The organism is Citrobacter sp. KH_055_1, from assembly GCF_057838705.1.
On record NZ_CM174473.1, the window covers coordinates 4,549,247 to 4,569,383 of the forward strand.

Here is a 20,137-nt window from a genome sequence, read left to right on the forward strand (position 1 = left end):
GGCACCTTACGGTGCCTTTTTTATGCGTTATCGCCGATCGCCGGATGGCGGCTTGCGCCTTATCCGGCCTACACGCAGAGCCAATTACGCGAGAGATTTCGTGTTGTAGCAAGGCGGCAAACGAAGATATCCCCAGGAGCGTAGTAAACTACGTGACTGGGGTAGCTGAGCACAGCCAACGCTGCTACGGCGCGAAAGATAAAGCGTAATTAGACTTCTTCCATACGCCCCAGGAGAGCATGCAGACGATCCTGCCAGCCGCTCTGCTGTTCTTTCAGGCTGTTGTTCTCACGCTCCAGCTCTTCACGCTGCTGCTGTGCAGACTGAACTTCCTGCGACAGTGAGTTGTTTTTTTCTTTCAGCTCTTCGATTTCCATCTGCAACAGCGTGATGGTATCAATCGCCTGCTGTACTTTTGCTTCCAGTTTCTCAAACACTTCTAATGACATCGTCATACCTCTCCTGAATTGCAAGGCGTTGATGGATATAAATCCTCGTCCCGATAACGGTGACGCCTTAATAAAAACGCGCGTTCTCTACTTAGCACCGATTGTATGAAGCCGCGCCATCCCTGTCCAGCAGCATCCCGCGTAGATTGCGGTTTGCAACACTTTTAATCCTTGTCCTGGCAACAAATACCCTATAGCTCAAAAGTGTTAACATATTGGTTAATGAAATGATTCAGCTCACACTAGTTATGTATTACAAATACCTCGTTATGGCGCGCAAACGCTCATTTTGTTGATGCAGCACACACATTTTAATTTCGATATTTCTCGTTTTTGCTCGTTAACGATAAATTAACAGTGTGCCTACCGGGCTCCGGGGATGTCAGTGACCTTCTCGCACACAATAAACATTAATCTCTCTTCAGGATCCGATTATGAGTCAAACATCAACCTTGAAAGGCCAGTGCATTGCTGAATTCCTCGGTACCGGGTTGTTGATTTTCTTCGGTGTGGGCTGTGTTGCTGCACTCAAAGTCGCTGGGGCGACTTTTGGGCAGTGGGAAATCAGTATCATCTGGGGTCTGGGGGTAGCGATGGCTATCTATCTGACGGCAGGCGTTTCTGGTGCACACCTGAATCCGGCGGTCACAATCGCACTTTGGCTGTTTGCCTGCTTTGATAAGCGTAAAGTCGTACCTTTTATCATTTCACAAATTGCCGGCGCCTTTTGCGCAGCGGCTTTGGTTTACGGGCTTTATTACAATCTTTTCATCGATTTCGAACAAACCAACCATATCGTGCGCGGTAGCGCTGAAAGCCTCAATCTGGCAGGGACATTCTCAACATATCCAAACCCGCATATCAATTTTGTGCAGGCCTTCGCAGTTGAAATGGTCATTACCGCTATTCTGATGGGGCTGATTTTGGCACTGACCGACGATGGTAACGGTGTGCCACGTGGTCCACTGGCGCCGCTGCTGATCGGTTTATTGATCGCAGTTATTGGTGCCTCTATGGGACCACTGACCGGTTTTGCAATGAACCCGGCACGTGACTTCGGACCGAAACTCTTCGCCTGGATGGCTGGATGGGGTGAGATTGCCTTCACGGGCGGTCGCGATATTCCTTACTTCCTGGTACCGGTGTTTGGCCCGATTACCGGCGCGATTTTGGGCGCATGGGCATATCGCAAACTGATTGGTCGCCATTTGCCGTGCGATGTCTGCACGATTGAAGAGAAAGACGTCGCGGCCAACACTCAACAAAAAGCTTCGCAGTAATGTGACTACGGGACAAAAATCATGACTGAAAAAAAATATATCGTTGCGCTCGACCAGGGCACTACCAGCTCCCGCGCGGTCGTAATGGACCACGATGCAAATATTGTTAGCGTTTCACAACGCGAATTCGAGCAAATCTACCCGAAAGCCGGTTGGGTAGAACACGACCCGATGGAAATTTGGGCGACTCAAAGCTCTACGCTGGTAGAAGTGCTGGCGAAAGCCGATATCAGTTCCGACGAAATTGCCGCGATCGGGATTACCAACCAGCGCGAAACCACTATCGTCTGGGAGCGTGAAACCGGTAAACCTATCTATAACGCCATTGTCTGGCAGTGTCGTCGTACCGCGGATATTTGCGAGAAACTTAAGCGCGACGGTATGGAAGACTATGTCCGTAACAACACCGGGCTGGTCATTGACCCGTACTTCTCTGGCACCAAAGTGAAGTGGATCCTCGACCACGTAGAGGGCTCGCGTGAGCGCGCTCGTCGCGGCGAACTGTTGTTTGGTACCGTGGACACCTGGCTTATCTGGAAAATGACTCAGGGGCGCGTACACGTAACGGATTACACCAACGCCTCACGTACCATGCTGTTCAACATCCATACCCTGGACTGGGACGACAAAATGCTGGACGCGCTGGACGTCCCGCGTGCCATGCTGCCGGAAGTGCGTCGTTCTTCTGAAGTCTACGGTCAGACCAACATTGGCGGTAAAGGCGGCACGCGTATTCCTATCTCGGGTATCGCGGGTGACCAGCAGGCCGCACTGTTCGGTCAGCTGTGCGTGAAAGAAGGGATGGCGAAAAACACCTACGGCACCGGCTGCTTCATGCTGATGAATACCGGCGAGAAAGCCGTGAAGTCTGAAAACGGGCTGCTGACCACCATCGCCTGCGGTCCGACCGGGGAAGTAAACTATGCGCTGGAAGGCGCGGTGTTTATGGCCGGCGCATCCATTCAGTGGCTGCGTGATGAAATGAAACTCATCAGCGATGCGTTCGACTCCGAATACTTCGCCACCAAAGTGAAGGACACCAACGGTGTGTACGTCGTTCCGGCATTCACCGGTCTGGGTGCGCCATACTGGGACCCGTATGCGCGTGGTGCCATCTTTGGCCTGACCCGTGGCGTTAACTCCAACCACATAATCCGTGCAACGCTTGAGTCTATCGCTTATCAGACCCGTGACGTGCTGGAAGCAATGCAGGCCGATTCCGGTATTCGTCTGCACGCGCTGCGTGTCGACGGTGGCGCGGTCGCCAACAACTTCCTGATGCAGTTCCAGTCCGACATTCTTGGCACCCGCGTTGAGCGCCCGGAAGTACGTGAAGTGACTGCACTGGGTGCCGCATACCTGGCAGGTCTGGCCGTTGGCTTCTGGCAAAACCTGGATGAACTGCAGGAAAAAGCGGTCATCGAGCGTGAATTCCGCCCGGGCATCGAAACCACCGAACGTAACTTCCGTTACAGCGGCTGGAAAAAAGCGGTTAAACGCGCCCTGGCGTGGGAAGACCACGAAGAGTAACCCGTCATTGCCGGATGGCACGGCCTACTGATACGAATCTGACGTAGGCCGGATAAGACGCGTTAGCGTCGCCATCCGGCAATATCTTCGTGCGGGGCAATCCCGCACACACATCAATAATCCCGCCCTCTCCCCTGTGCTACACTTCGCGCCATTCCTTTCTGCTACGAGTTTGCAATGAGACGAGAACTTGCCATTGAATTTTCACGCGTAACCGAAGCGGCAGCGCTGGCTGGCTATAAATGGCTGGGACGCGGCGATAAAAATACCGCCGACGGCGCAGCGGTGCACGCCATGCGTATTATGCTCAACCAGGTCAATATTGACGGCACCATCGTGATTGGCGAAGGTGAAATTGATGAAGCGCCGATGCTGTTTATCGGCGAGAAAGTCGGTACCGGTCACGGCGATGCCGTAGATATTGCGGTCGACCCTATCGAAGGTACGCGCATGACGGCAATGGGCCAGGCGAATGCGCTGGCGGTCCTCGCAGTTGGTGACAAAGGCTGTTTCCTCAACGCGCCAGATATGTACATGGAGAAGTTGATTGTAGGCCCTGGCGCCAAAGGGGCTATCGACCTGAACCTGCCGCTGGAAACAAACCTACGTAATGTCGCCGCCGCACTCAACAAGCCGCTCGGCGATCTGACCGTGACGATTCTGGCCAAACCTCGCCACGATGAGGTGATCGCAGAGATGGCGAAACTGGGCGTACGTGTTTTCGCCATTCCCGATGGCGACGTCGCAGCCTCCATTCTGACCTGTATGCCAGACAGCGAAGTTGACGTGCTGTACGGCATTGGCGGCGCACCGGAAGGTGTCGTTTCTGCCGCCGTCATCCGCGCGCTGGACGGCGACATGCAGGGTCGTTTGCTGGCACGTCATGACGTCAAAGGCGACAGCGAAGAAAACCGCCGTATCGGCGAACAGGAACTGGCCCGCTGCCAGGCGATGGGCATTGAAGCCGGTAAAGCGCTGCGTCTGGACGAAATGGCACGTAGCGATAACGTTATCTTCTCCGCCACCGGGATCACCAAAGGTGATCTGTTGGATGGAATTAGCCGTAAGGGCAATATCGCCACCACCGAAACGCTGCTGATCCGCGGCAAGTCGCGCACGATCCGTCGTATTCAATCCATCCACTACCTTGATCGCAAAGATCCTGATGTGCAGGCGCATATCCTGTAACAAATTTGTTTGATTGAGCCTTCCAGTCCTTCGGGGCTGGAAATCTTTCGTGCAACGAACGAAGATAAGGCAATCAAAGCAGACAGGAGGACACCATGGCAGATTGGGTAACAGGCAAAGTCACTAAGGTACAGAACTGGACCGACGCCCTGTTTAGTTTGACCGTGCGCGCACCGGTTCTCCCCTTCACTGCGGGTCAGTTCACCAAGCTTGGTCTGGAGATCGACGGCGAACGCGTCCAGCGCGCCTATTCCTACGTGAATGCACCAGACAACCCCGATTTAGAGTTTTATCTGGTGACAGTGCCTGACGGAAAGCTGAGTCCACGTCTGGCCGCGCTAAAACCTGGCGATGACGTACAGGTGGTCAGTGAAGCCGCGGGTTTCTTTGTGCTGGATGAAGTCCCCGATTGCGATACGCTGTGGATGCTGGCAACCGGCACGGCGATCGGCCCGTACTTATCCATTCTGCAACTGGGCAAAGATGTCGATCGCTTTAAAAATCTGGTGCTGGTCCATGCTGCCCGTTATGCCGCCGATTTAAGCTACCTGCCGCTGATGCAGGCGCTGGAAAAGCGTTACGAAGGGAAATTACGTATTCAGACCGTCGTCAGCCGTGAAACAGCTGCAGGTTCGCTTACTGGCCGCGTTCCCGCACTGATTGAAAGCGGTGAGCTGGAAAAAGCAGTCGGTCTGCCGATGGATACCGCCACCAGCCATGTGATGCTCTGTGGGAACCCACAGATGGTACGCGATACCCAGCAGTTGCTGAAAGATACCCGGCAGATGACCAAACACCTGCGTCGCCGACCGGGCCATATGACCGCTGAGCATTACTGGTAAGGGTGTTTGCCTGAAGTCACTTTTGCCGGATGGTGGCTTCGCCTTATCCGGCCTACGGGTGACACTTTCGCCATCTGGCATTGTATTCACGCTTTGTACTTCACGTCCTGCGTATCCTTACCAAACTTATTCTCGCCCTGGGTGCCAACAAACGCGCCCAGGTCAATCAGCATGCCGACCAGAATCAACGTGGGGACAAAGCGTCCGACGACCCACGGCAAGACGCTGGGTAACATCGTCCAATTTCCTGCCAGCAGCATCCACGCCAGAATCATCAATAGCGCCCATGCGCCAGAGCGTCCTCGGTCATGCAGGCGTTTTACCGTCACCGCCGCTGTCGGCCATAACAAGCACACCAGGCAAAAAGCCGCTGTCTGAATATCGAGAAGTTTTTTACTCGCCAGCGAGAACAGAACCAGCATACCGAAAATCCAGAGGCCGACCCAAATCCAGAAATCACGGCGTCCAATACGCCCTTTAATTGAGAATAACCACTGCTGTATGGTCATGTAAGTTCCTTTATTATTACCTTCAAGAACAGCTTACCCTTTTGACAAGCCCGACGGTTTTGCTCTATGGATTTCGAGTGGTGGGAAGGCGGCAAGTGAATGAGTCCCGATGAGCTTACTCAAGTAAGTGATTCGGGTGAATGAACGCAGCTAACGCACCTGCCACTTGAAAGACGACGAGTATATCGTTTTAATCGTGGTCAGTCATAATGAAAGGTACGATTGATGAAGCAAGGATTTACTCTGTTTTTATTATTGTTTTCAGCCCTGTCCGCAAGCCCTGTGGCTCGGGCGGAAGCGCCCTCGACGGCAACCACTGCCCCCTATCTGCTGGCGGGCGCGCCGACGTTTGATCTGTCGATCAGCCAATTTCGTGAAAACTTTAATACGCAGAATCCGAAGCTTGCATTAAATGAATTCCGCGCCATCGACAGCAGCCGCGATAAGGCAAATCTCACCCGAGCAGCCAGTAAAATCAATGAAAACCTGTATGCGTCATCAGCCCTTGAGCGCGGGACGTTGAAAATTAAAAGCATGCAGATAACCTGGCTGCCGATCCAGGGGCCGGAACAAAAGGCAGCCAAAGCCAAAGCGCTGGAGTACATGAGTGCCGTCATCCGCACCGTAGCCCCCTTACTGACCAAAGAACAAACTCAGAAAAAACTGCAAAAATTGCTCACTGCAGGCAAAAGTAAGCATTACTACGCAGAAACCGAGGGTGCAATTCGCTATGTAGTGGCAGATAACGGCGAAAAAGGGCTGACCTTCGCTGTTGAACCGATTAAGCTGGCGCTATCTGAAAATCTCGAAGGGTCGAATAAATGACAAAAAGCAAAGCCTTCATGATGATCAATCTCTATACTGTTTCACAGACCATGCTGCCCTGACGGGCGGCCATCTTCCTTAATTCGCTGACAAGCGTGGAGAAATGAAATGCGACATCCTTTAGTGATGGGTAACTGGAAACTGAACGGCAGCCGCCACATGGTAAACGAACTGGTTGCTAACCTGCGTAAAGAACTGGCTGGCGTTGCTGGCTGTGCAGTAGCAATCGCTCCACCGGAAATGTATATCGACCTGGCGAACCACGCTGCTGCCGGTAGCCACATCATCCTGGGTGCGCAGAACGTTGACCTGAACCTGTCTGGCGCATTCACCGGTGAAACCAGCGCTGAAATGCTGAAAGATATCGGCGCGAAATACATCATTATCGGTCACTCTGAGCGTCGTACTTACCACAAAGAGTCTGACGAACTGATCGCTAAAAAATTCGCCGTGCTGAAAGAGCAGGGTCTGACGCCGGTTCTGTGCATCGGTGAAACCGAAGCAGAAAACGAAGCGGGCAAAACTGAAGAAGTGTGCGCACGTCAGATCGACGCAGTACTGAAGACTCAGGGCGCAGAAGCATTCGAAGGCGTGGTTATCGCTTACGAACCTGTATGGGCTATCGGTACCGGCAAATCTGCAACTCCGGCACAGGCTCAGGCTGTTCACAAATTCATCCGTGACCATATTGCTAAAGCTGACGCAAAAATCGCTGAACAAGTTATCATCCAGTACGGCGGTTCCGTAAACGCAGCTAACGCGGCAGAATTGTTCGCGCAGCCGGACATCGACGGCGCGCTGGTGGGTGGTGCTTCTCTGAAAGCCGACGCCTTCGCCGTGATCGTTAAGGCAGCTGAAGCCGCTAAACAGGCTTAAGTTGTTGTAAGGGGGGCATTGCCCCCCTTGTCATCTCCGCGTTACCAATATCCCAGCCAGTGCCACCAGAAGGCACCCGTTACCCCCCAGATAGTCAGGTTGGCCACACTCATCACCAGCCCTGTTTTCCACCACTCAGCCAGCGTAACGTAACCCGAGCCAAAAATGATGGGCGCAGTACCTGTGCCGTAGTGCGTGAGCGACATCATCAACGAGGATGAGAATCCCAGCATCAGGCCAAGCAGCGCCGGAGGCGCACCGAGACCTAATCCCGCCGCGAAGAACGCCGCGAACATCGCCGTAATATGCGCGGTAGTGCTGGCAAAAAAGTAGTGCGAATAGACGTAAAGCAGCACCAGCAGCAGTGTGGCGATACTCCAGTGAACGCCGAGATGATCGATGGCACTTCCGACGCTGGTCGCCAGCCAGCCGACCAGGCCCAGTTTGCTCAGGAAGTCCGCCATCATTACCAGCGCAGCAAACCAGACTATCGTATCCCATGCCCCACGGCATTTGAGAATATCATCCCAGCTGAGTACCCCGGTCACTAACAAAATTGATAAGCCGATTAACGCCGCGCTGGTGGGGTTGACGGTCCAGGCACTGCCCATGATCATCGCAGGAACACCCGCCCACAGGCAGAGCAGCAAAACGAAAACCGCGAGGGTGATTTTCTCTGCCAGCGCAAGCGGGCCAAGCGCATCGAGCTTTTGCCGGGCGAACTGCGGCGCGTTCGGCGTGCGGGTAATGGCCGGCGGGTAGAGCCACCAGATAATAATGGGCATCACGATCAGTGAGACGACCGCAGGCAGAAGCGCAGCGATGGCCCACATTCCCCAGGTCATATTCAGTACCCCATCCGTCCCTTTGGTCAAAAAGCTGACAATCAATGGGTTAGGCGCGGTCGCAGTAATAAACATCGCCGAGGTAATCGGGTTAATGTTGTAGTTCACCAGCGCCAGATAGCGGCCGGTAGAACCGTTTTCCTTATCTCCCGGCTGAGACCCGAGGCTTTCGGCAATCGCCCGCATGACCGGGTGAATAATCCCACCACCGCGCGCGGTATTGCTTGGGGTTACGGGGGCTATCAGCGTTTCCGCCAGGGTTAACGCCCAGGCAATACCCAGCGTCCGTTTGCCAAACAGGGCAATGAACCCATAGCCAATGCGCGCGCCCAGCCCCGTTTTCAACAGGCTTTGCGACAGCATGATGGAGATACCGATCAACCAGATCAGTTGGTTAGAGAAACCGCTCAGCGCATCACTCAGCGCCGCAGTCGGTTTACCAGGGTGAGTGACGCCGGTCATTGCCACCAGCATAATCGCGACAATCGCGATAGCGCCAATAGGCATGGCTTTGCCAATGATGGCCGCGATAGTGCCAATAAACAACGCCAGCAGATGCCACGCTTCGGGGGTAACGTCAGGAGGGCAAGGGATAACAAACCAGATAGTCAGGGTAATCACGATCGAGATAATGGCAGGCCAACAGCGTATAGGGGTCAATCTGTCCATGAGACAATCCTTGAGTTTCCAGCACGCAAGTATGCACATCGATATTACCCGGTATCGACATGCAGAATGCGATTCACCTTCTCAATACATAAATTTTTACGATTACAAGACGTTATAGTTTCCCCAGTACGCTAAACCACAGATAATCCAGCGGCAGCAGAACCAGATACGTTGCCATAGCCAGCGTAATGCACAGCAGCATTCCTGCCCGTGCAGGCACTTTGCCTAGCGCCATCGCCACCACAATTGGCGATGCCTGATACGGCAGCAACGGAGTGGAATAGCCCAACACCTGAATCATAATCACCGACAGCAGCGGAAACCCGGTCGCATCGGCAAAGCTCTGTGCCAGCGTGGTATACAGCGCCGGAACGCCGTTGGCGGTCATAATAAAATTGAGCGCCGTGGTAATACCGGTTAACGCCAGAAAGCTTGTAAAGGGTTTATCCGCGTCCAGCGGCATCACGTGTAGCAACGCCTCCCCCACCGCGCTACCGATACCGGTTTGCGTCACGGTGATCGCCAGCCCCAGGATCCCCGCCACGTAAATACAGGTGCGGATGTTCACCCCGCTGGAAAACTCGTCCCCGTTAATAAAGCCTACCCGTGGCAACAGCGTAATGATTGCCGCCGCCAGCCCAGTCCAGGCCGGACCAATACCGTGCCAGCTTTCGCTGCCCCACATCAGCAACACCACCGCTAACATCCAGGCCAGCCGTTTTTCATCGCGACTCATCGGCGCAGGTGGCGTCACATCCATAGGGGCATGGGGCTTGCCGGGGAACAGCCAGCAGATCAGTCCAACCAGCAGCGCGCCTTTTAGCCAGCCGAGGACCGGCGTATGCAGCAATAAATAGGGTAGATAATTCAGATGGATACCGTAAGAACCTTCCGTTGCGCCGCTCATCACCAGATTCGGTACGTTGGCGGGTAGGATGGTAGCGGAAAGCTGGAACGTCCCAAAACCCACGGCTAACGCCAGACCGTACCAGGCACGGGTACCGTCGACAATGCCAGCGCGTTTCGCCATCGCCGCGACAATCGGCATCAGCAGCGCAATACGCCCCATATTGGACGGCATCACAAACGCCAGCGCATAGCTCAGCAGCACTACGCTTGCGACCATTAACGGCCAGGAATCGGTCAGCCGGGACGACAACGCCCGCGCCGCCCTGTCCGCCAGTCCCGTTTTACGTATCGCGATGCCCAACACGAAACCGCTGAAAACCAGCCAGAACGCCGACGAAGCAAAGCCGCCAAAAATCACCTCCGGTGGGGCGATTTTCGCCACCATTGCGACAGAGAAGAATATCAGCGCCGTAATGAACTCCGGTAACAGCGACGTAGCCCAGAGCAGAATGGTGATGCCAACCACCAGTGAAGGGATAAACAGAGGGTGCGTAAGCCAGAGCGACATGCCTGTCTCCTGTTGTTTTTTTCAACAAGAATACGGGGACAGGCACAGAGAGTAAACGCCAGATTAGGTGGGGTTACCGCAGGATCTGGCACTGATGATCCTGAATTTCCTCGGCGGAGGCGAGATTCAGCGACAGCAGATCGCGCTGGGTCGCCAGCAGGACAAAGGACTCATCACTCTGACGCACCATCGCCAGCGCATAGCGCCCCATATGATCACGCGCATCCGGCACCTCTTCCGCCAGCATCATAAACGGGCTGCGCTGTGCCAGTTCGTTTTCCGTCACGCGGCGCGCCAGATACTCGTGCCCACGTAATCCCCCCGGCAAAGGCAGCCAGCGGGTGCTGATTTTCGCCAGATTGTCATCCAGTTGCGTTCTAACGTCAGGACGCAGGCAAGAGATATGAATGTGGAAATGGTTTTGCGTGCGGCCAGACGGCGAGTTGATCGTGAGCGATACCGCTTTATCAGGAATTTCCTGGCCGTATTTTTGGCTCATAAAACCGCGCGCTTGCCAGGCGAGCCAGAAAAAATTCGGCGTGCCTGATTGCAACAGCAGCGGGCTTTCCGTGCCGTTAATGCGGTAAGTGGGCATCAATAAGTATTGCAGAGGGCCGTTACGGTCTTTGAACACCACATACCCGGCATCCGGTTTCACCTCCGCACACGGCGCAGGGTTATGCCGTTGCAGCTGGTTCGGCAGGCATTGCTCAAGAACAATCTGGCGTAATGCATCCGGGTTACCGTTGAGTTTCCAGTAACCTATGCCCGCAGCGGCAGCGATAATCATCACCACCAGTAAAAAATAGCCTGCTTTTTTCATTACGCGTTTCCTGTATCCCATTGAAGGGTAAGCGTAACGTAAAATGATGACAAATAAAAAAGCCCGGTCGCGTTATGCCACCGGGCCTGCAAACACATCTGCGTTAGCGTTTACTGATTTGGTCAAACGTACCGCCGTTAGAGAAGTGCTCTTTCTGCGCTTTGGTCCAGCCACCAAACTCGTCGTCGATGGTGAATAACTTCAGCTTCGGAAAGGCATTTTCGTATTTCTTCGCCACGTCAGCATCACGCGGGCGGTAATAGTTTTTCGCCGCAATTTCCTGACCTTGCGGAGAATAGAGATACTTCAGGTAGGCTTCGGCCACCACTTTGCTGTCTTTCTTTTCTACCACTTTGTCGACAATAGACACGGTCGGTTCTGCGAGAATAGATTCGCTTGGCGTGACGATCTCAAACTTGTCTTTACCCAGTTCGTTCGTCGCCAGCAGCGCTTCGTTTTCCCATGCGATCAGCACATCGCCAATTCCGCGTTCAACAAAGGTATTGGTAGAGCCGCGCGCGCCGGAATCCAGCACTTCCACGTTTTTAAACAGAGCTTTGACGAAGTCCTGAGCTTTGGCCTGATCGTTGTTATTGTGGTGCAGGGCATAACCCCATGCCGCCAGATAGTTCCAGCGTGCCCCGCCGGAGCTTTTCGGGTTTGGCGTAATGACTGACACACCCGGTTTAACCAGATCGTTCCAGTCATGAATCTGCTTTGGATTGCCTTTGCGCACCAGGAAGACGATGGTGGAGGTGTAAGGTGCAGAGTTGTCCGGCAGGCGTTTAATCCAGTTTTTATCGATACGGCCACGCTCAGCAATGGCGTCCACGTCATAGGCCAACGCCAGGGTAACCACATCGGCTTCGATACCGTTGATGACTGAGGTTGCCTGTTTACCGGAGCCACCATGTGACTGACGGATCACCACGTTATCGCCCGTTTCCTGTTTCCAGTGCGCCGCGAAGGCTTTGTTGTACTGTTCGTACAGCTCACGCGTTGGATCGTACGATACGTTAAGTAACTGAATATCCTTTGCCAGAACGCTGGTCGATGCCAGCAATAATGTTAACCCTACGCCCCATTTGTTCATCGCCCAGCTCGCTTATTTAATGTTGTGATGAGCAGAGCGTGCCAGAAAGCGAACCAAACTTTAAAGAATAAAAAAAGATTTGCTATAACGCGGGGGAATATATGGAGTCGGGTGTTTGCCTGATGGCGCTACGCTTATCAGGCCTACAATTTGCATCATGTAGGCCGGATAAGGCGCAAGCCGCCATCCGGCAATTGCAATCAGTACAGTTTTTTCGCGCAGTCCAGCCAGTCACCTTTGAACGGACGCTTCATATTCTCGATAGCGTCGATTATGTCGTGGTGAACCAACTGTTCGTTCTGAATACCGACGCAGCGACCGCCATGACCTTCAAGCAGCAGATCAATGGCATACGCCCCCATACGGGATGCCAGAATACGGTCGTAAGGCACCGGGGAACCACCACGCTGGATGTGACCCAGTACGGTTGAGCGCGTTTCACGGCCGGTTTCTTTCTCGATGTAATGCGCCAGTTCATCAACGTCACACATGTGCTCGGTGATCGCCACAATCGCGTGTTTCTTACCTTTGGCGATGCCCGCTTTGATTTCAGCGACCAGATCGTCACGGCTGAATTCAACTTCCGGAACGACGACGAATTCGCAGCCACCGGCAATTGCTGCCGCCAGAGTCAGGTCACCACAGTAGCGCCCCATCACTTCAACGATAGAGATACGCTGGTGAGAAGAAGAGGTGTCACGCAGACGGTCAATCGCTTCTACCACGGTACCCAGTGCGGTGAAGTAGCCGATAGTGTAGTCGGTGCCTTTAATATCGTTGTCGATAGTACCCGGCAGGCCAATGCACGGGAAACCCATTTCAGTCAGACGTTTTGCACCCAAGTAGGAACCGTCACCACCGATAACAACCAGGGCGTCAATCCCACGCTTCTTCAGGTTTTCGATAGCCACAGCGCGCACGTTTTCGTCGCGGAATTCCGGGAAGCGAGCAGAACCGAGGAAAGTACCGCCACGGTTGATCATGTCGGACACGCTATAACGGTCGAGCTGAACCATACGGTCTTCATACAAACCCAGGTAGCCATCATGGATCCCCATGACTTCCAGTCCTTCCGTCAACGCTGCACGTACAACACCACGGATTGCTGCGTTCATGCCCGGCGCATCACCGCCGCTTGTCAACACACCGATTTTCTTAATCATGACTACCTCTGAACTTTGGAATGCAAAATGAAATCTGCTGCCGGAAGTCGATTCCGCATATCGAAACGATCCAACGAATATGCAGATAGTATAACAATCACTTCCTGCTGAATTGATTCAGGTCAGGCCAAACGGTGGTAATTTATACACAAAATGCTGGCCCTGCTCACTTTTTTACAACGAATTATGAAAGCTCAAACATCTTGCCTTCCTTGGGTACGACTGAACAGGGATCCTGATGAATAATCACATCCGATCCCGGGAAACGCCGCAAAATCGCCTGCTCAACCTGTTCAGCCACTAAATGCGCCTGAACGAGCGGCAGATTATCTTCCATTTCCAAATGAATCTGAATAAAGCGGGTCGGCCCTGACTGCCGCGTGCGAAGATCGTGAGCGCCGCTGACTCCTGGCCATGACGTCACTATATCAATAATTTCCTGACGTTCTTCATCGGGCAAGGCGCGATCCAGCAAGGATTGCACCGCCTCGTAGCCCATACGCAATGCGCTATATAGAATATAGATGCCAATCCCGAGCGCAAACAAGGCATCCGCACGATGCCAACCGTACCAGGCCAGACCAAGCGCGACGAGAATAGCGCCGTTCATCATAACATCAGACTGATAATGAAGCATATCTGCCCGAACGGCCTGACTTTGCGTACGCTTAACGACCCAACGCTGAAACGTGACCAGTATGATAGTACAAATTAACGCAATGACGGTGACGATTACCCCAACGCCCGGATCTTTCATCGGCGTCGGTTGAACAAGATGCTGAATGCCGGTCAAAAATAAGAACAGCGCCGAGCCAGAAATAAACATACTTTGCGCCAGCGCCGCCAGCGATTCTGCTTTCCCGTGCCCGAACGTGTGTTCATCATCGGCTGGCTGTAAGGAATAGCGCACCACCAGCAAATTGGTTAACGACGCGGCAATATCGACCAAAGAGTCCACCAGTGCAGCCAGAATACTCACCGACCCGGTGTACCACCACGCAAAAATTTTGATCAAAAGTAACAGCGAAGCCATCACGGTCGCCGCGATAGCCGCCCGGCTCACCAGCCGCCCATAAGTTTGATTCATAAGCACTCCCATCAGGATATGCCGCTAGTATAACGGATGAACTAAAACAGTCAGGCAATAAGAAAGTGTCAAATTTCGGGCAAAAAAAACCCCCACATCATGTGGGGGAAGACAGGGATGGTGTCTATGGCAAGGAAAACAGGGTTACTACTGGGAACGTGAGTTGCTACTACTCAATAAATTCAACGATGAGCTTTTTTGCCATTGCGCGACATCGCGCAGCTGCTCCATTCGTTGTTCATGTTTCTCATTTAAAACCGCTTGCTGCTCGGGCGTTAACAGGCGATACATCTGGTTGCGGACCTTGGCGATTTCAACCTGGCGGGCAACCTGCTGTTGTGCCATCTTTTCTGCCTGAGCGCGCACAGCGCTTTCATCAAAATTCTCTGCGGTGACAAGACGATGCATTGTCTCCATTTCGCTAACATTAACAGGAGGCTGCTCATGTCTGGCCTGCTGCATTAAATCTCGCATCTGTTGACGTTGATGTTCGGTTAAACTGATACCGTCAAACATGTGGCTCTGCGCATTACGTTGCGAAGAGCTTTCACCCAGGTGCCAGTGATCGCCTGTGACGACTTCAGCTGCATGGCTAAACGTACTGAGTGCCAGCGTTGAGGCCATGACGGCAGCGGTAACTTTGCCCATCACTTGCTCCCAAAATCTTTTCTGTCGCGATTCAACGAGAGACAGTTTACGATTCGGGCTGCAAACATGCGTCAGGGGGTGTAAAACAACGTAAAGTCATAGATTAGCGCCGCCTGATGTCGTAATTTCTGCCTCGGAGGTACGTAAAAAATGAATAAAATACTGCTAGTTGATGATGACCGAGAGCTGACATCCCTGTTAAAGGAGCTGCTCGAAATGGAAGGTTTCGATGTGCTGGTTGCCCATGATGGGGAGCAGGCACTGGAGCTTCTGGATGACAGCATCGATTTACTTTTGCTCGACGTCATGATGCCGAAGAAAAACGGCATTGATACACTGAAAGCACTTCGCCAGACACACCAGACCCCCGTAATCATGCTGACCGCCCGCGGCAGCGAACTGGATCGCGTACTCGGCCTTGAGCTGGGCGCGGACGATTATTTACCCAAACCGTTTAACGACCGCGAACTGGTCGCGCGTATCCGCGCCATTCTGCGCCGCTCCCACTGGAGCGAACAGCAGCAGAACAGCGATAACGGCTCGCCGACGCTGGAGGTGGATGCGTTAAGCCTCAATCCGGGTCGCCAGGAAGCCAGCTTTGACGGGCAAACCCTGGAGTTAACCGGTACCGAATTCACCCTGCTGTATTTGCTGGCGCAGCATCTCGGCCAGGTGGTTTCTCGTGAGCATTTAAGCCAGGAAGTGCTGGGCAAACGCCTGACACCGTTCGATCGTGCTATCGACATGCATATCTCGAACCTGCGTCGTAAGCTGCCGGAGCGTAAAGACGGGCACCCGTGGTTTAAAACCCTGCGCGGTCGCGGCTATCTGATGGTCTCCGCTTCATGATAGGAAGTTTAACCGCACGCATCTTTGCCATCTTCTGGTTAACGCTGGCACTGGTGCTGATGCTGGTGCTGATGTTACCCAAGCTCGACTCACGCCAGATGACCGAGCTACTGGATAGCGAACAGCGCCAGGGGTTGATGATTGAGCAGCACGTTGAAGCTGAACTGGCGAACGATCCGCCCAACGATTTGATGTGGTGGCGTCGCTTGTTTCGTGCGATAGACAAGTGGGCGCCGCCGGGACAGCGGTTATTACTTGTTACGACGGAAGGACGCGTGATCGGCGCAGAACGCAACGAAATGCAGATCATTCGTAACTTTATTGGTCAGGCCGATAACGCCGATCATCCGCAAAAGAAAAAATACGGTCGTGTTGAAATGGTTGGGCCTTTCTCCGTCAGAGATGGCGAAGATAACTACCAACTGTACCTCATTCGGCCTGCCAGCAGTTCACAATCTGACTTCATCAACCTGCTGTTTGACCGACCGCTGTTACTGCTGATCGTGACCATGTTAGTCAGCTCTCCGTTGCTGCTTTGGCTGGCCTGGAGTCTGGCAAAACCGGCACGTAAGCTGAAAAATGCGGCGGATGAAGTGGCACAGGGCAACCTGCGTCAGCATCCTGAACTGGAAGCCGGTCCGCAAGAATTCCTGGCGGCAGGTGCCAGCTTTAACCAGATGGTGACGGCGCTGGAACGCATGATGACCTCACAGCAACGCCTGCTGTCGGACATCTCTCACGAGTTGAGAACGCCGTTAACGCGTCTGCAATTGGGGACCGCGCTGCTGCGCCGTCGTAGCGGCGAGAGCAAAGAGCTGGAGCGTATTGAAATGGAAGCGCATCGACTGGACAGCATGATCAACGATCTGCTGGTCATGTCGCGCAATCAGCAGAAAAACGCGCTGGTCAGTGAAACCGTGAAGGCGAATCACCTGTGGGGTGACGTGCTGGATAACGCCGCCTTTGAAGCCGAGCAGATGGGCAAATCGTTCACAGTTAACTTCCCGCCAGGGCCGTGGCCGCTGTACGGTAACCCGAATACGCTGGAAAGTGCGCTGGAGAACATTGTTCGCAACGCCCTGCGCTACTCACACACCAGGATTGAAGTGGGCTTCGCGGTGGATAAAGACGGGATTACCATCACCGTGGACGATGATGGTCCGGGCGTGAGCCCCGAAGACAGAGAACAGATTTTCCGTCCGTTCTATCGTACCGATGAAGCGCGCGATCGCGAATCTGGCGGTACTGGTCTGGGTCTGGCAATTGTTGAAACCGCTATTCAGCAGCATCGTGGCTGGGTCAAGGCCGAAGACAGCCCATTGGGTGGTCTGCGCCTGGTGCTGTGGCTGCCGCTGTATAAACGTGCGTAATTGTGCCTGTTGCGCCGGATGACGATGCTAACGCATCTTATCCGGCCGACAGGTTCAATAATCGCCTTATTTTCCCCACAATCTCCGCGAATTATCTTCGATCTTGCCGCTTAAGCGGCGTTTCTGCATGGTTCTGGTCCAGCTCTTTGACAGCCCCGCCGCCGACAGCAAACGGTGATACTGGTCGTCATCAAACGGCATATGCCAGGCAATGGCGATGGCCTCTTGCACGCTAACGTCACTCACACGAGACGCCAGTACCAGCGGCGCATCCGCCGATACCATGCCGGGTGCGATAACGCTGCACAACCAGCCGGTCTTGCCCGCATCCTGCATCTGGCTTGCCATGTCGCTAATAGCAAAATGAAAATTCAGCTTAAAACACGGCGAGCGTGGCTGTGTGACCTGAATCAGCGCCTCACCCCACTGGAAGATATCACCAATAAAAACATTCTCTTCCGTCATGCCCTGCGTTGACAGGTTCTCGCCAAAAGCGGGCGCGACAAACAACTCTGCCTGTTCAGGAAAAGCCTGTCGCCAGTGTAGGTAGTGTTCACGCGGATAGTGGCACAGCGCGCGGTCCGGCCCACCGTGAATTTTCGTTTCTGCCTGTTCATCCCCTGCCAACCCTAATTCGGTCAGCATCAGCTCGCCATCGACCTGAACTTTCGCAATCGCACTGGGGCGGCTTCCCGTGTAATCCCGAATCTTGCCTGCAAATACATCAACCGGATATCGCATCTGTTCCCTCTCCCGATAACTTTTCCCCATTACACCCTATTTATTCTACCCTATTCGCTCAAAATGAGAGCACGGTTGGTGTGAAACGTAGGGACACATGCTATCAATGTAAGTTGGTTTTGAAACAACATTTCAATTAAGGAGTCGACAACGTGACGGGTCAATCGCAATTTGCTGGCGTCTGGTGTCCTTCCATTACGCCAATGGACAATGACGGCAAGATCGATTTCAACGGTCTGAGCCAGCATCTCAAACGCCTTACCGAGGCACAGATCGACGTTATTTTGCTGATGGGAAGCATTGGGGAATTTGCCTCCTTTACGCTCGACGAAAGGCTGCAGTTGATCCGTGAAGCCCGAGCTATGAGCTCGCTGAAGATGGTCGCCAACGTCTCATCCACCTGCCAGAATGATGTGCTACTGATGGCGCAGGAAGCGTATCACGCGGGATACGATGCCGTCATGATCCTGCCACCTTACTATTACGGACAAACGGCAACGCAGCTGCTGAGCTACTTCCGCCAGTTAGGGCAACAACTCAGCGGTCAATGGTTTGCCTATAACTTCCCGGCCCGTACCGGCTGTGATTTAACACCTGAGCTGGTTGCTACCCTGGCCGGGGAATTCCCGAACTTCGCCGGTATCAAAGACACCGTGGACTGCCAGTCCCATACCCGCAGTATGATTCAGACCACCCGCGCTGTACGCAAAGATTTTGCCGTACTCTCCGGCTACGACGAATATTACATCCCCAACCTGCTGGCAGGCGGCGCGGGGATTATTTCTGGCCTAAATAACGTGATGCCTGAGCTGTTTGTCCACGCACGCGAGGCGTTTAAACAGGGCGACCTGGCGGCGTTGCGTGATATTCAGGATAAGATTGGCACGTACATGTCCATCTACGCTATTGGCGAGGATTTTGTCACCACCATTAAAACCGTGGTGTCGCGTAAGTTTGGCTATTGCACCGGCGTTTCGCGTAATGCAGGTGGGGAGTTAAACGAGGACCAATGCCGAATAATTGATGAGGTGTTTGGGCGTTAATATTACCCGGCCCGCATCATGATGTGGGCCGGGTAAGTGCATCAGGCAATACAGCGTTACCGCTCTACGCCATCAGGCTGTATGGGGCTTATTTTTTCGCTGCGAAACGCGCGGCAGCTTCGTCCCAGTTAACCACGTCCCAGAATGCTTTGATGTAGTCCGGGCGACGGTTCTGGAATTTCAGGTAGTAAGCGTGTTCCCAAACGTCCAGGCCCACGATCGGGAAGCCGGAAGCGCCAGAGATAGCCTCACCCATCAGCGGGGAATCCTGGTTGGCAGTAGAAACCACAGCCAGTTTGTCACCTTTCAGTACCAGCCATGCCCAGCCAGAACCGAAACGGGTTGCCGCTGCTTTTTCAAATTCAGCTTTGAAGTTATCAACAGAGCCAAAGTCGCGTTCGATAGCCGCTTTCAGGTCACCCTGCAGCGTAGTACCGGTTTTCAGACCTTTCCAGAACAGGCTGTGGTTAGCGTGGCCGCCTGCGTTGTTACGCAGTACGGTTTTCTTATCCGCTGGCAGCTGATCCAGTTTAGTGATCAGCTCTTCAACAGGCAGGCTAGCGAATTCAGGCAGGCTTTCCAGCGCAGCGTTCGCGTTGTTTACATAGGCCTGGTGGTGCTTGGTATGGTGGATTTCCATCGTCTGCTTATCAAAGTGCGGTTCAAGGGCATCATAAGCGTACGGCAGGGATGGCAGTGTATAACTCATAATCATCTCCAGTATTGTCGGGCGGCCAGTGTTAACGCCGCGTAAGCAGTTGAGTCATTATAGTTAATTAAATGATATTGAAAATGATTATCAATGCCGCACTTTTTACAGGGCTATTGCAAGATGAAAATGTGAGCGCCACCGGGAAAATCAGGCGAATTTTGCCAACCTGCGTAGGAAA

The 20,137-nt window shown here is 53.5% G+C and carries 20 protein-coding genes; 9 read left to right on the top strand and 11 right to left on the bottom strand.

Features of this window, described 5'->3' with window-relative positions; genetic code table 11:
- Positions 1–209: 209 nt before the first annotated feature.
- Positions 210–455, bottom strand: coding sequence for a septal ring assembly protein ZapB (gene zapB, locus AC3ITF_RS21340; protein WP_115259761.1), 246 nt, complete (start codon positions 453–455; stop codon positions 210–212).
- Between the two features lie 428 nt (positions 456–883).
- Between zapB and AC3ITF_RS21345 the strand changes: the two genes are divergently transcribed.
- From AC3ITF_RS21345 to fpr, 4 genes are all read left to right on the top strand, one after another.
- Positions 884–1,729 carry an MIP/aquaporin family protein gene (locus AC3ITF_RS21345; protein ID WP_489176002.1) on the top strand — a complete coding sequence of 282 codons (846 nt, stop codon included), beginning with the start codon at positions 884–886 and terminating at the stop codon, positions 1,727–1,729.
- 21 nt (positions 1,730–1,750) lie between these two features.
- Positions 1,751–3,259, top strand: a complete 1,509-nt coding sequence (gene glpK, locus AC3ITF_RS21350) for a glycerol kinase GlpK (protein ID WP_096758821.1) — start codon at positions 1,751–1,753, stop codon at positions 3,257–3,259.
- Between the two features lie 177 nt (positions 3,260–3,436).
- Positions 3,437–4,447: a class II fructose-bisphosphatase gene (gene glpX, locus AC3ITF_RS21355; RefSeq protein ID WP_096758822.1), complete on the top strand. Its 1,011-nt coding sequence runs from the start codon at positions 3,437–3,439 to the stop codon at positions 4,445–4,447.
- Between the two features lie 95 nt (positions 4,448–4,542).
- On the top strand, positions 4,543–5,289 hold the full coding sequence (gene fpr, locus AC3ITF_RS21360; RefSeq protein ID WP_096758823.1) for a ferredoxin--NADP(+) reductase: 747 nt from the start codon (positions 4,543–4,545) through the stop codon (positions 5,287–5,289).
- Positions 5,290–5,375: 86 nt separating this feature from the next.
- On the opposite strand, the gene AC3ITF_RS21365 is transcribed toward fpr, so the two are convergent.
- A complete protein-coding gene (locus tag AC3ITF_RS21365) occupies positions 5,376–5,798 on the bottom strand; it encodes a DUF805 domain-containing protein (RefSeq protein WP_489176003.1) in 423 nt (140 codons plus the stop codon).
- Between the two features lie 225 nt (positions 5,799–6,023).
- Between AC3ITF_RS21365 and AC3ITF_RS21370 the strand changes: the two genes are divergently transcribed.
- Together AC3ITF_RS21370 and tpiA are read left to right on the top strand one after the other, a co-directional pair.
- On the top strand, positions 6,024–6,623 hold the full coding sequence (locus AC3ITF_RS21370; protein WP_411509740.1) for a DUF1454 family protein: 600 nt from the start codon (positions 6,024–6,026) through the stop codon (positions 6,621–6,623).
- Positions 6,624–6,731: 108 nt separating this feature from the next.
- Complete coding sequence (gene tpiA / locus AC3ITF_RS21375; protein ID WP_096758826.1) at positions 6,732–7,499, top strand: triose-phosphate isomerase; 768 nt, start codon at positions 6,732–6,734, stop codon at positions 7,497–7,499.
- Between the two features lie 41 nt (positions 7,500–7,540).
- Here tpiA and AC3ITF_RS21380 read toward each other — a convergent pair whose 3' ends face one another.
- The 7 genes from AC3ITF_RS21380 to cpxP all read right to left on the bottom strand — a co-directional run bounded on the left by AC3ITF_RS21380 (position 7,541) and on the right by cpxP (position 15,244).
- A complete protein-coding gene (locus tag AC3ITF_RS21380) occupies positions 7,541–9,013 on the bottom strand; it encodes a DASS family sodium-coupled anion symporter (protein ID WP_096758827.1) in 1,473 nt (490 codons plus the stop codon).
- A gap of 112 nt (positions 9,014–9,125) precedes the next feature.
- Positions 9,126–10,430, bottom strand: coding sequence for an SLC13 family permease (locus tag AC3ITF_RS21385; RefSeq protein WP_489176004.1), 1,305 nt, complete (start codon positions 10,428–10,430; stop codon positions 9,126–9,128).
- A gap of 73 nt (positions 10,431–10,503) precedes the next feature.
- The gene (locus AC3ITF_RS21390) at positions 10,504–11,253 is read right to left on the bottom strand and encodes a CDP-diacylglycerol diphosphatase (protein ID WP_115259767.1); all 750 of its coding nucleotides are present in this window, start codon (positions 11,251–11,253) and stop codon (positions 10,504–10,506) included.
- Positions 11,254–11,356: 103 nt separating this feature from the next.
- Positions 11,357–12,346, bottom strand: a complete 990-nt coding sequence (gene sbp, locus AC3ITF_RS21395; protein ID WP_096758830.1) for a sulfate/thiosulfate ABC transporter substrate-binding protein Sbp — start codon at positions 12,344–12,346, stop codon at positions 11,357–11,359.
- Positions 12,347–12,546: 200 nt separating this feature from the next.
- On the bottom strand, positions 12,547–13,509 hold the full coding sequence (gene pfkA / locus AC3ITF_RS21400) for a 6-phosphofructokinase (RefSeq protein WP_117343655.1): 963 nt from the start codon (positions 13,507–13,509) through the stop codon (positions 12,547–12,549).
- 184 nt (positions 13,510–13,693) lie between these two features.
- Positions 13,694–14,596 (bottom strand): CDF family cation-efflux transporter FieF, encoded by a 903-nt coding sequence (fieF, locus tag AC3ITF_RS21405; protein WP_096758832.1) that lies wholly within the window; start codon positions 14,594–14,596, stop codon positions 13,694–13,696.
- Between the two features lie 147 nt (positions 14,597–14,743).
- Entirely contained in the window at positions 14,744–15,244 is a 501-nt protein-coding gene (gene cpxP, locus AC3ITF_RS21410; protein ID WP_117343652.1) for a cell-envelope stress modulator CpxP, read from the bottom strand.
- A gap of 150 nt (positions 15,245–15,394) precedes the next feature.
- Between cpxP and cpxR the strand changes: the two genes are divergently transcribed.
- Both cpxR and cpxA read left to right on the top strand, forming a co-directional pair.
- The gene (gene cpxR, locus AC3ITF_RS21415; RefSeq protein ID WP_005121756.1) at positions 15,395–16,093 is read left to right on the top strand and encodes an envelope stress response regulator transcription factor CpxR; all 699 of its coding nucleotides are present in this window, start codon (positions 15,395–15,397) and stop codon (positions 16,091–16,093) included.
- On the top strand, positions 16,090–17,463 hold the full coding sequence (cpxA, locus tag AC3ITF_RS21420) for an envelope stress sensor histidine kinase CpxA (RefSeq protein WP_096758834.1): 1,374 nt from the start codon (positions 16,090–16,092) through the stop codon (positions 17,461–17,463). Before cpxR ends, cpxA begins: the two co-directional genes overlap by 4 nt.
- A 66-nt stretch (positions 17,464–17,529) precedes the next feature.
- On the opposite strand, the gene yiiM is transcribed toward cpxA, so the two are convergent.
- Entirely contained in the window at positions 17,530–18,204 is a 675-nt protein-coding gene (gene yiiM, locus AC3ITF_RS21425) for a 6-hydroxyaminopurine reductase (RefSeq protein WP_096758835.1), read from the bottom strand.
- A 152-nt stretch (positions 18,205–18,356) separates the two neighbouring features.
- Between yiiM and AC3ITF_RS21430 the strand changes: the two genes are divergently transcribed.
- Positions 18,357–19,247, top strand: coding sequence for a dihydrodipicolinate synthase family protein (locus tag AC3ITF_RS21430; protein ID WP_115259794.1), 891 nt, complete (start codon positions 18,357–18,359; stop codon positions 19,245–19,247).
- A gap of 88 nt (positions 19,248–19,335) precedes the next feature.
- Here AC3ITF_RS21430 and sodA read toward each other — a convergent pair whose 3' ends face one another.
- Complete coding sequence (gene sodA, locus AC3ITF_RS21435) at positions 19,336–19,956, bottom strand: superoxide dismutase [Mn] (protein ID WP_096758838.1); 621 nt, start codon at positions 19,954–19,956, stop codon at positions 19,336–19,338.
- Positions 19,957–20,137: the final 181 nt, after the last annotated feature.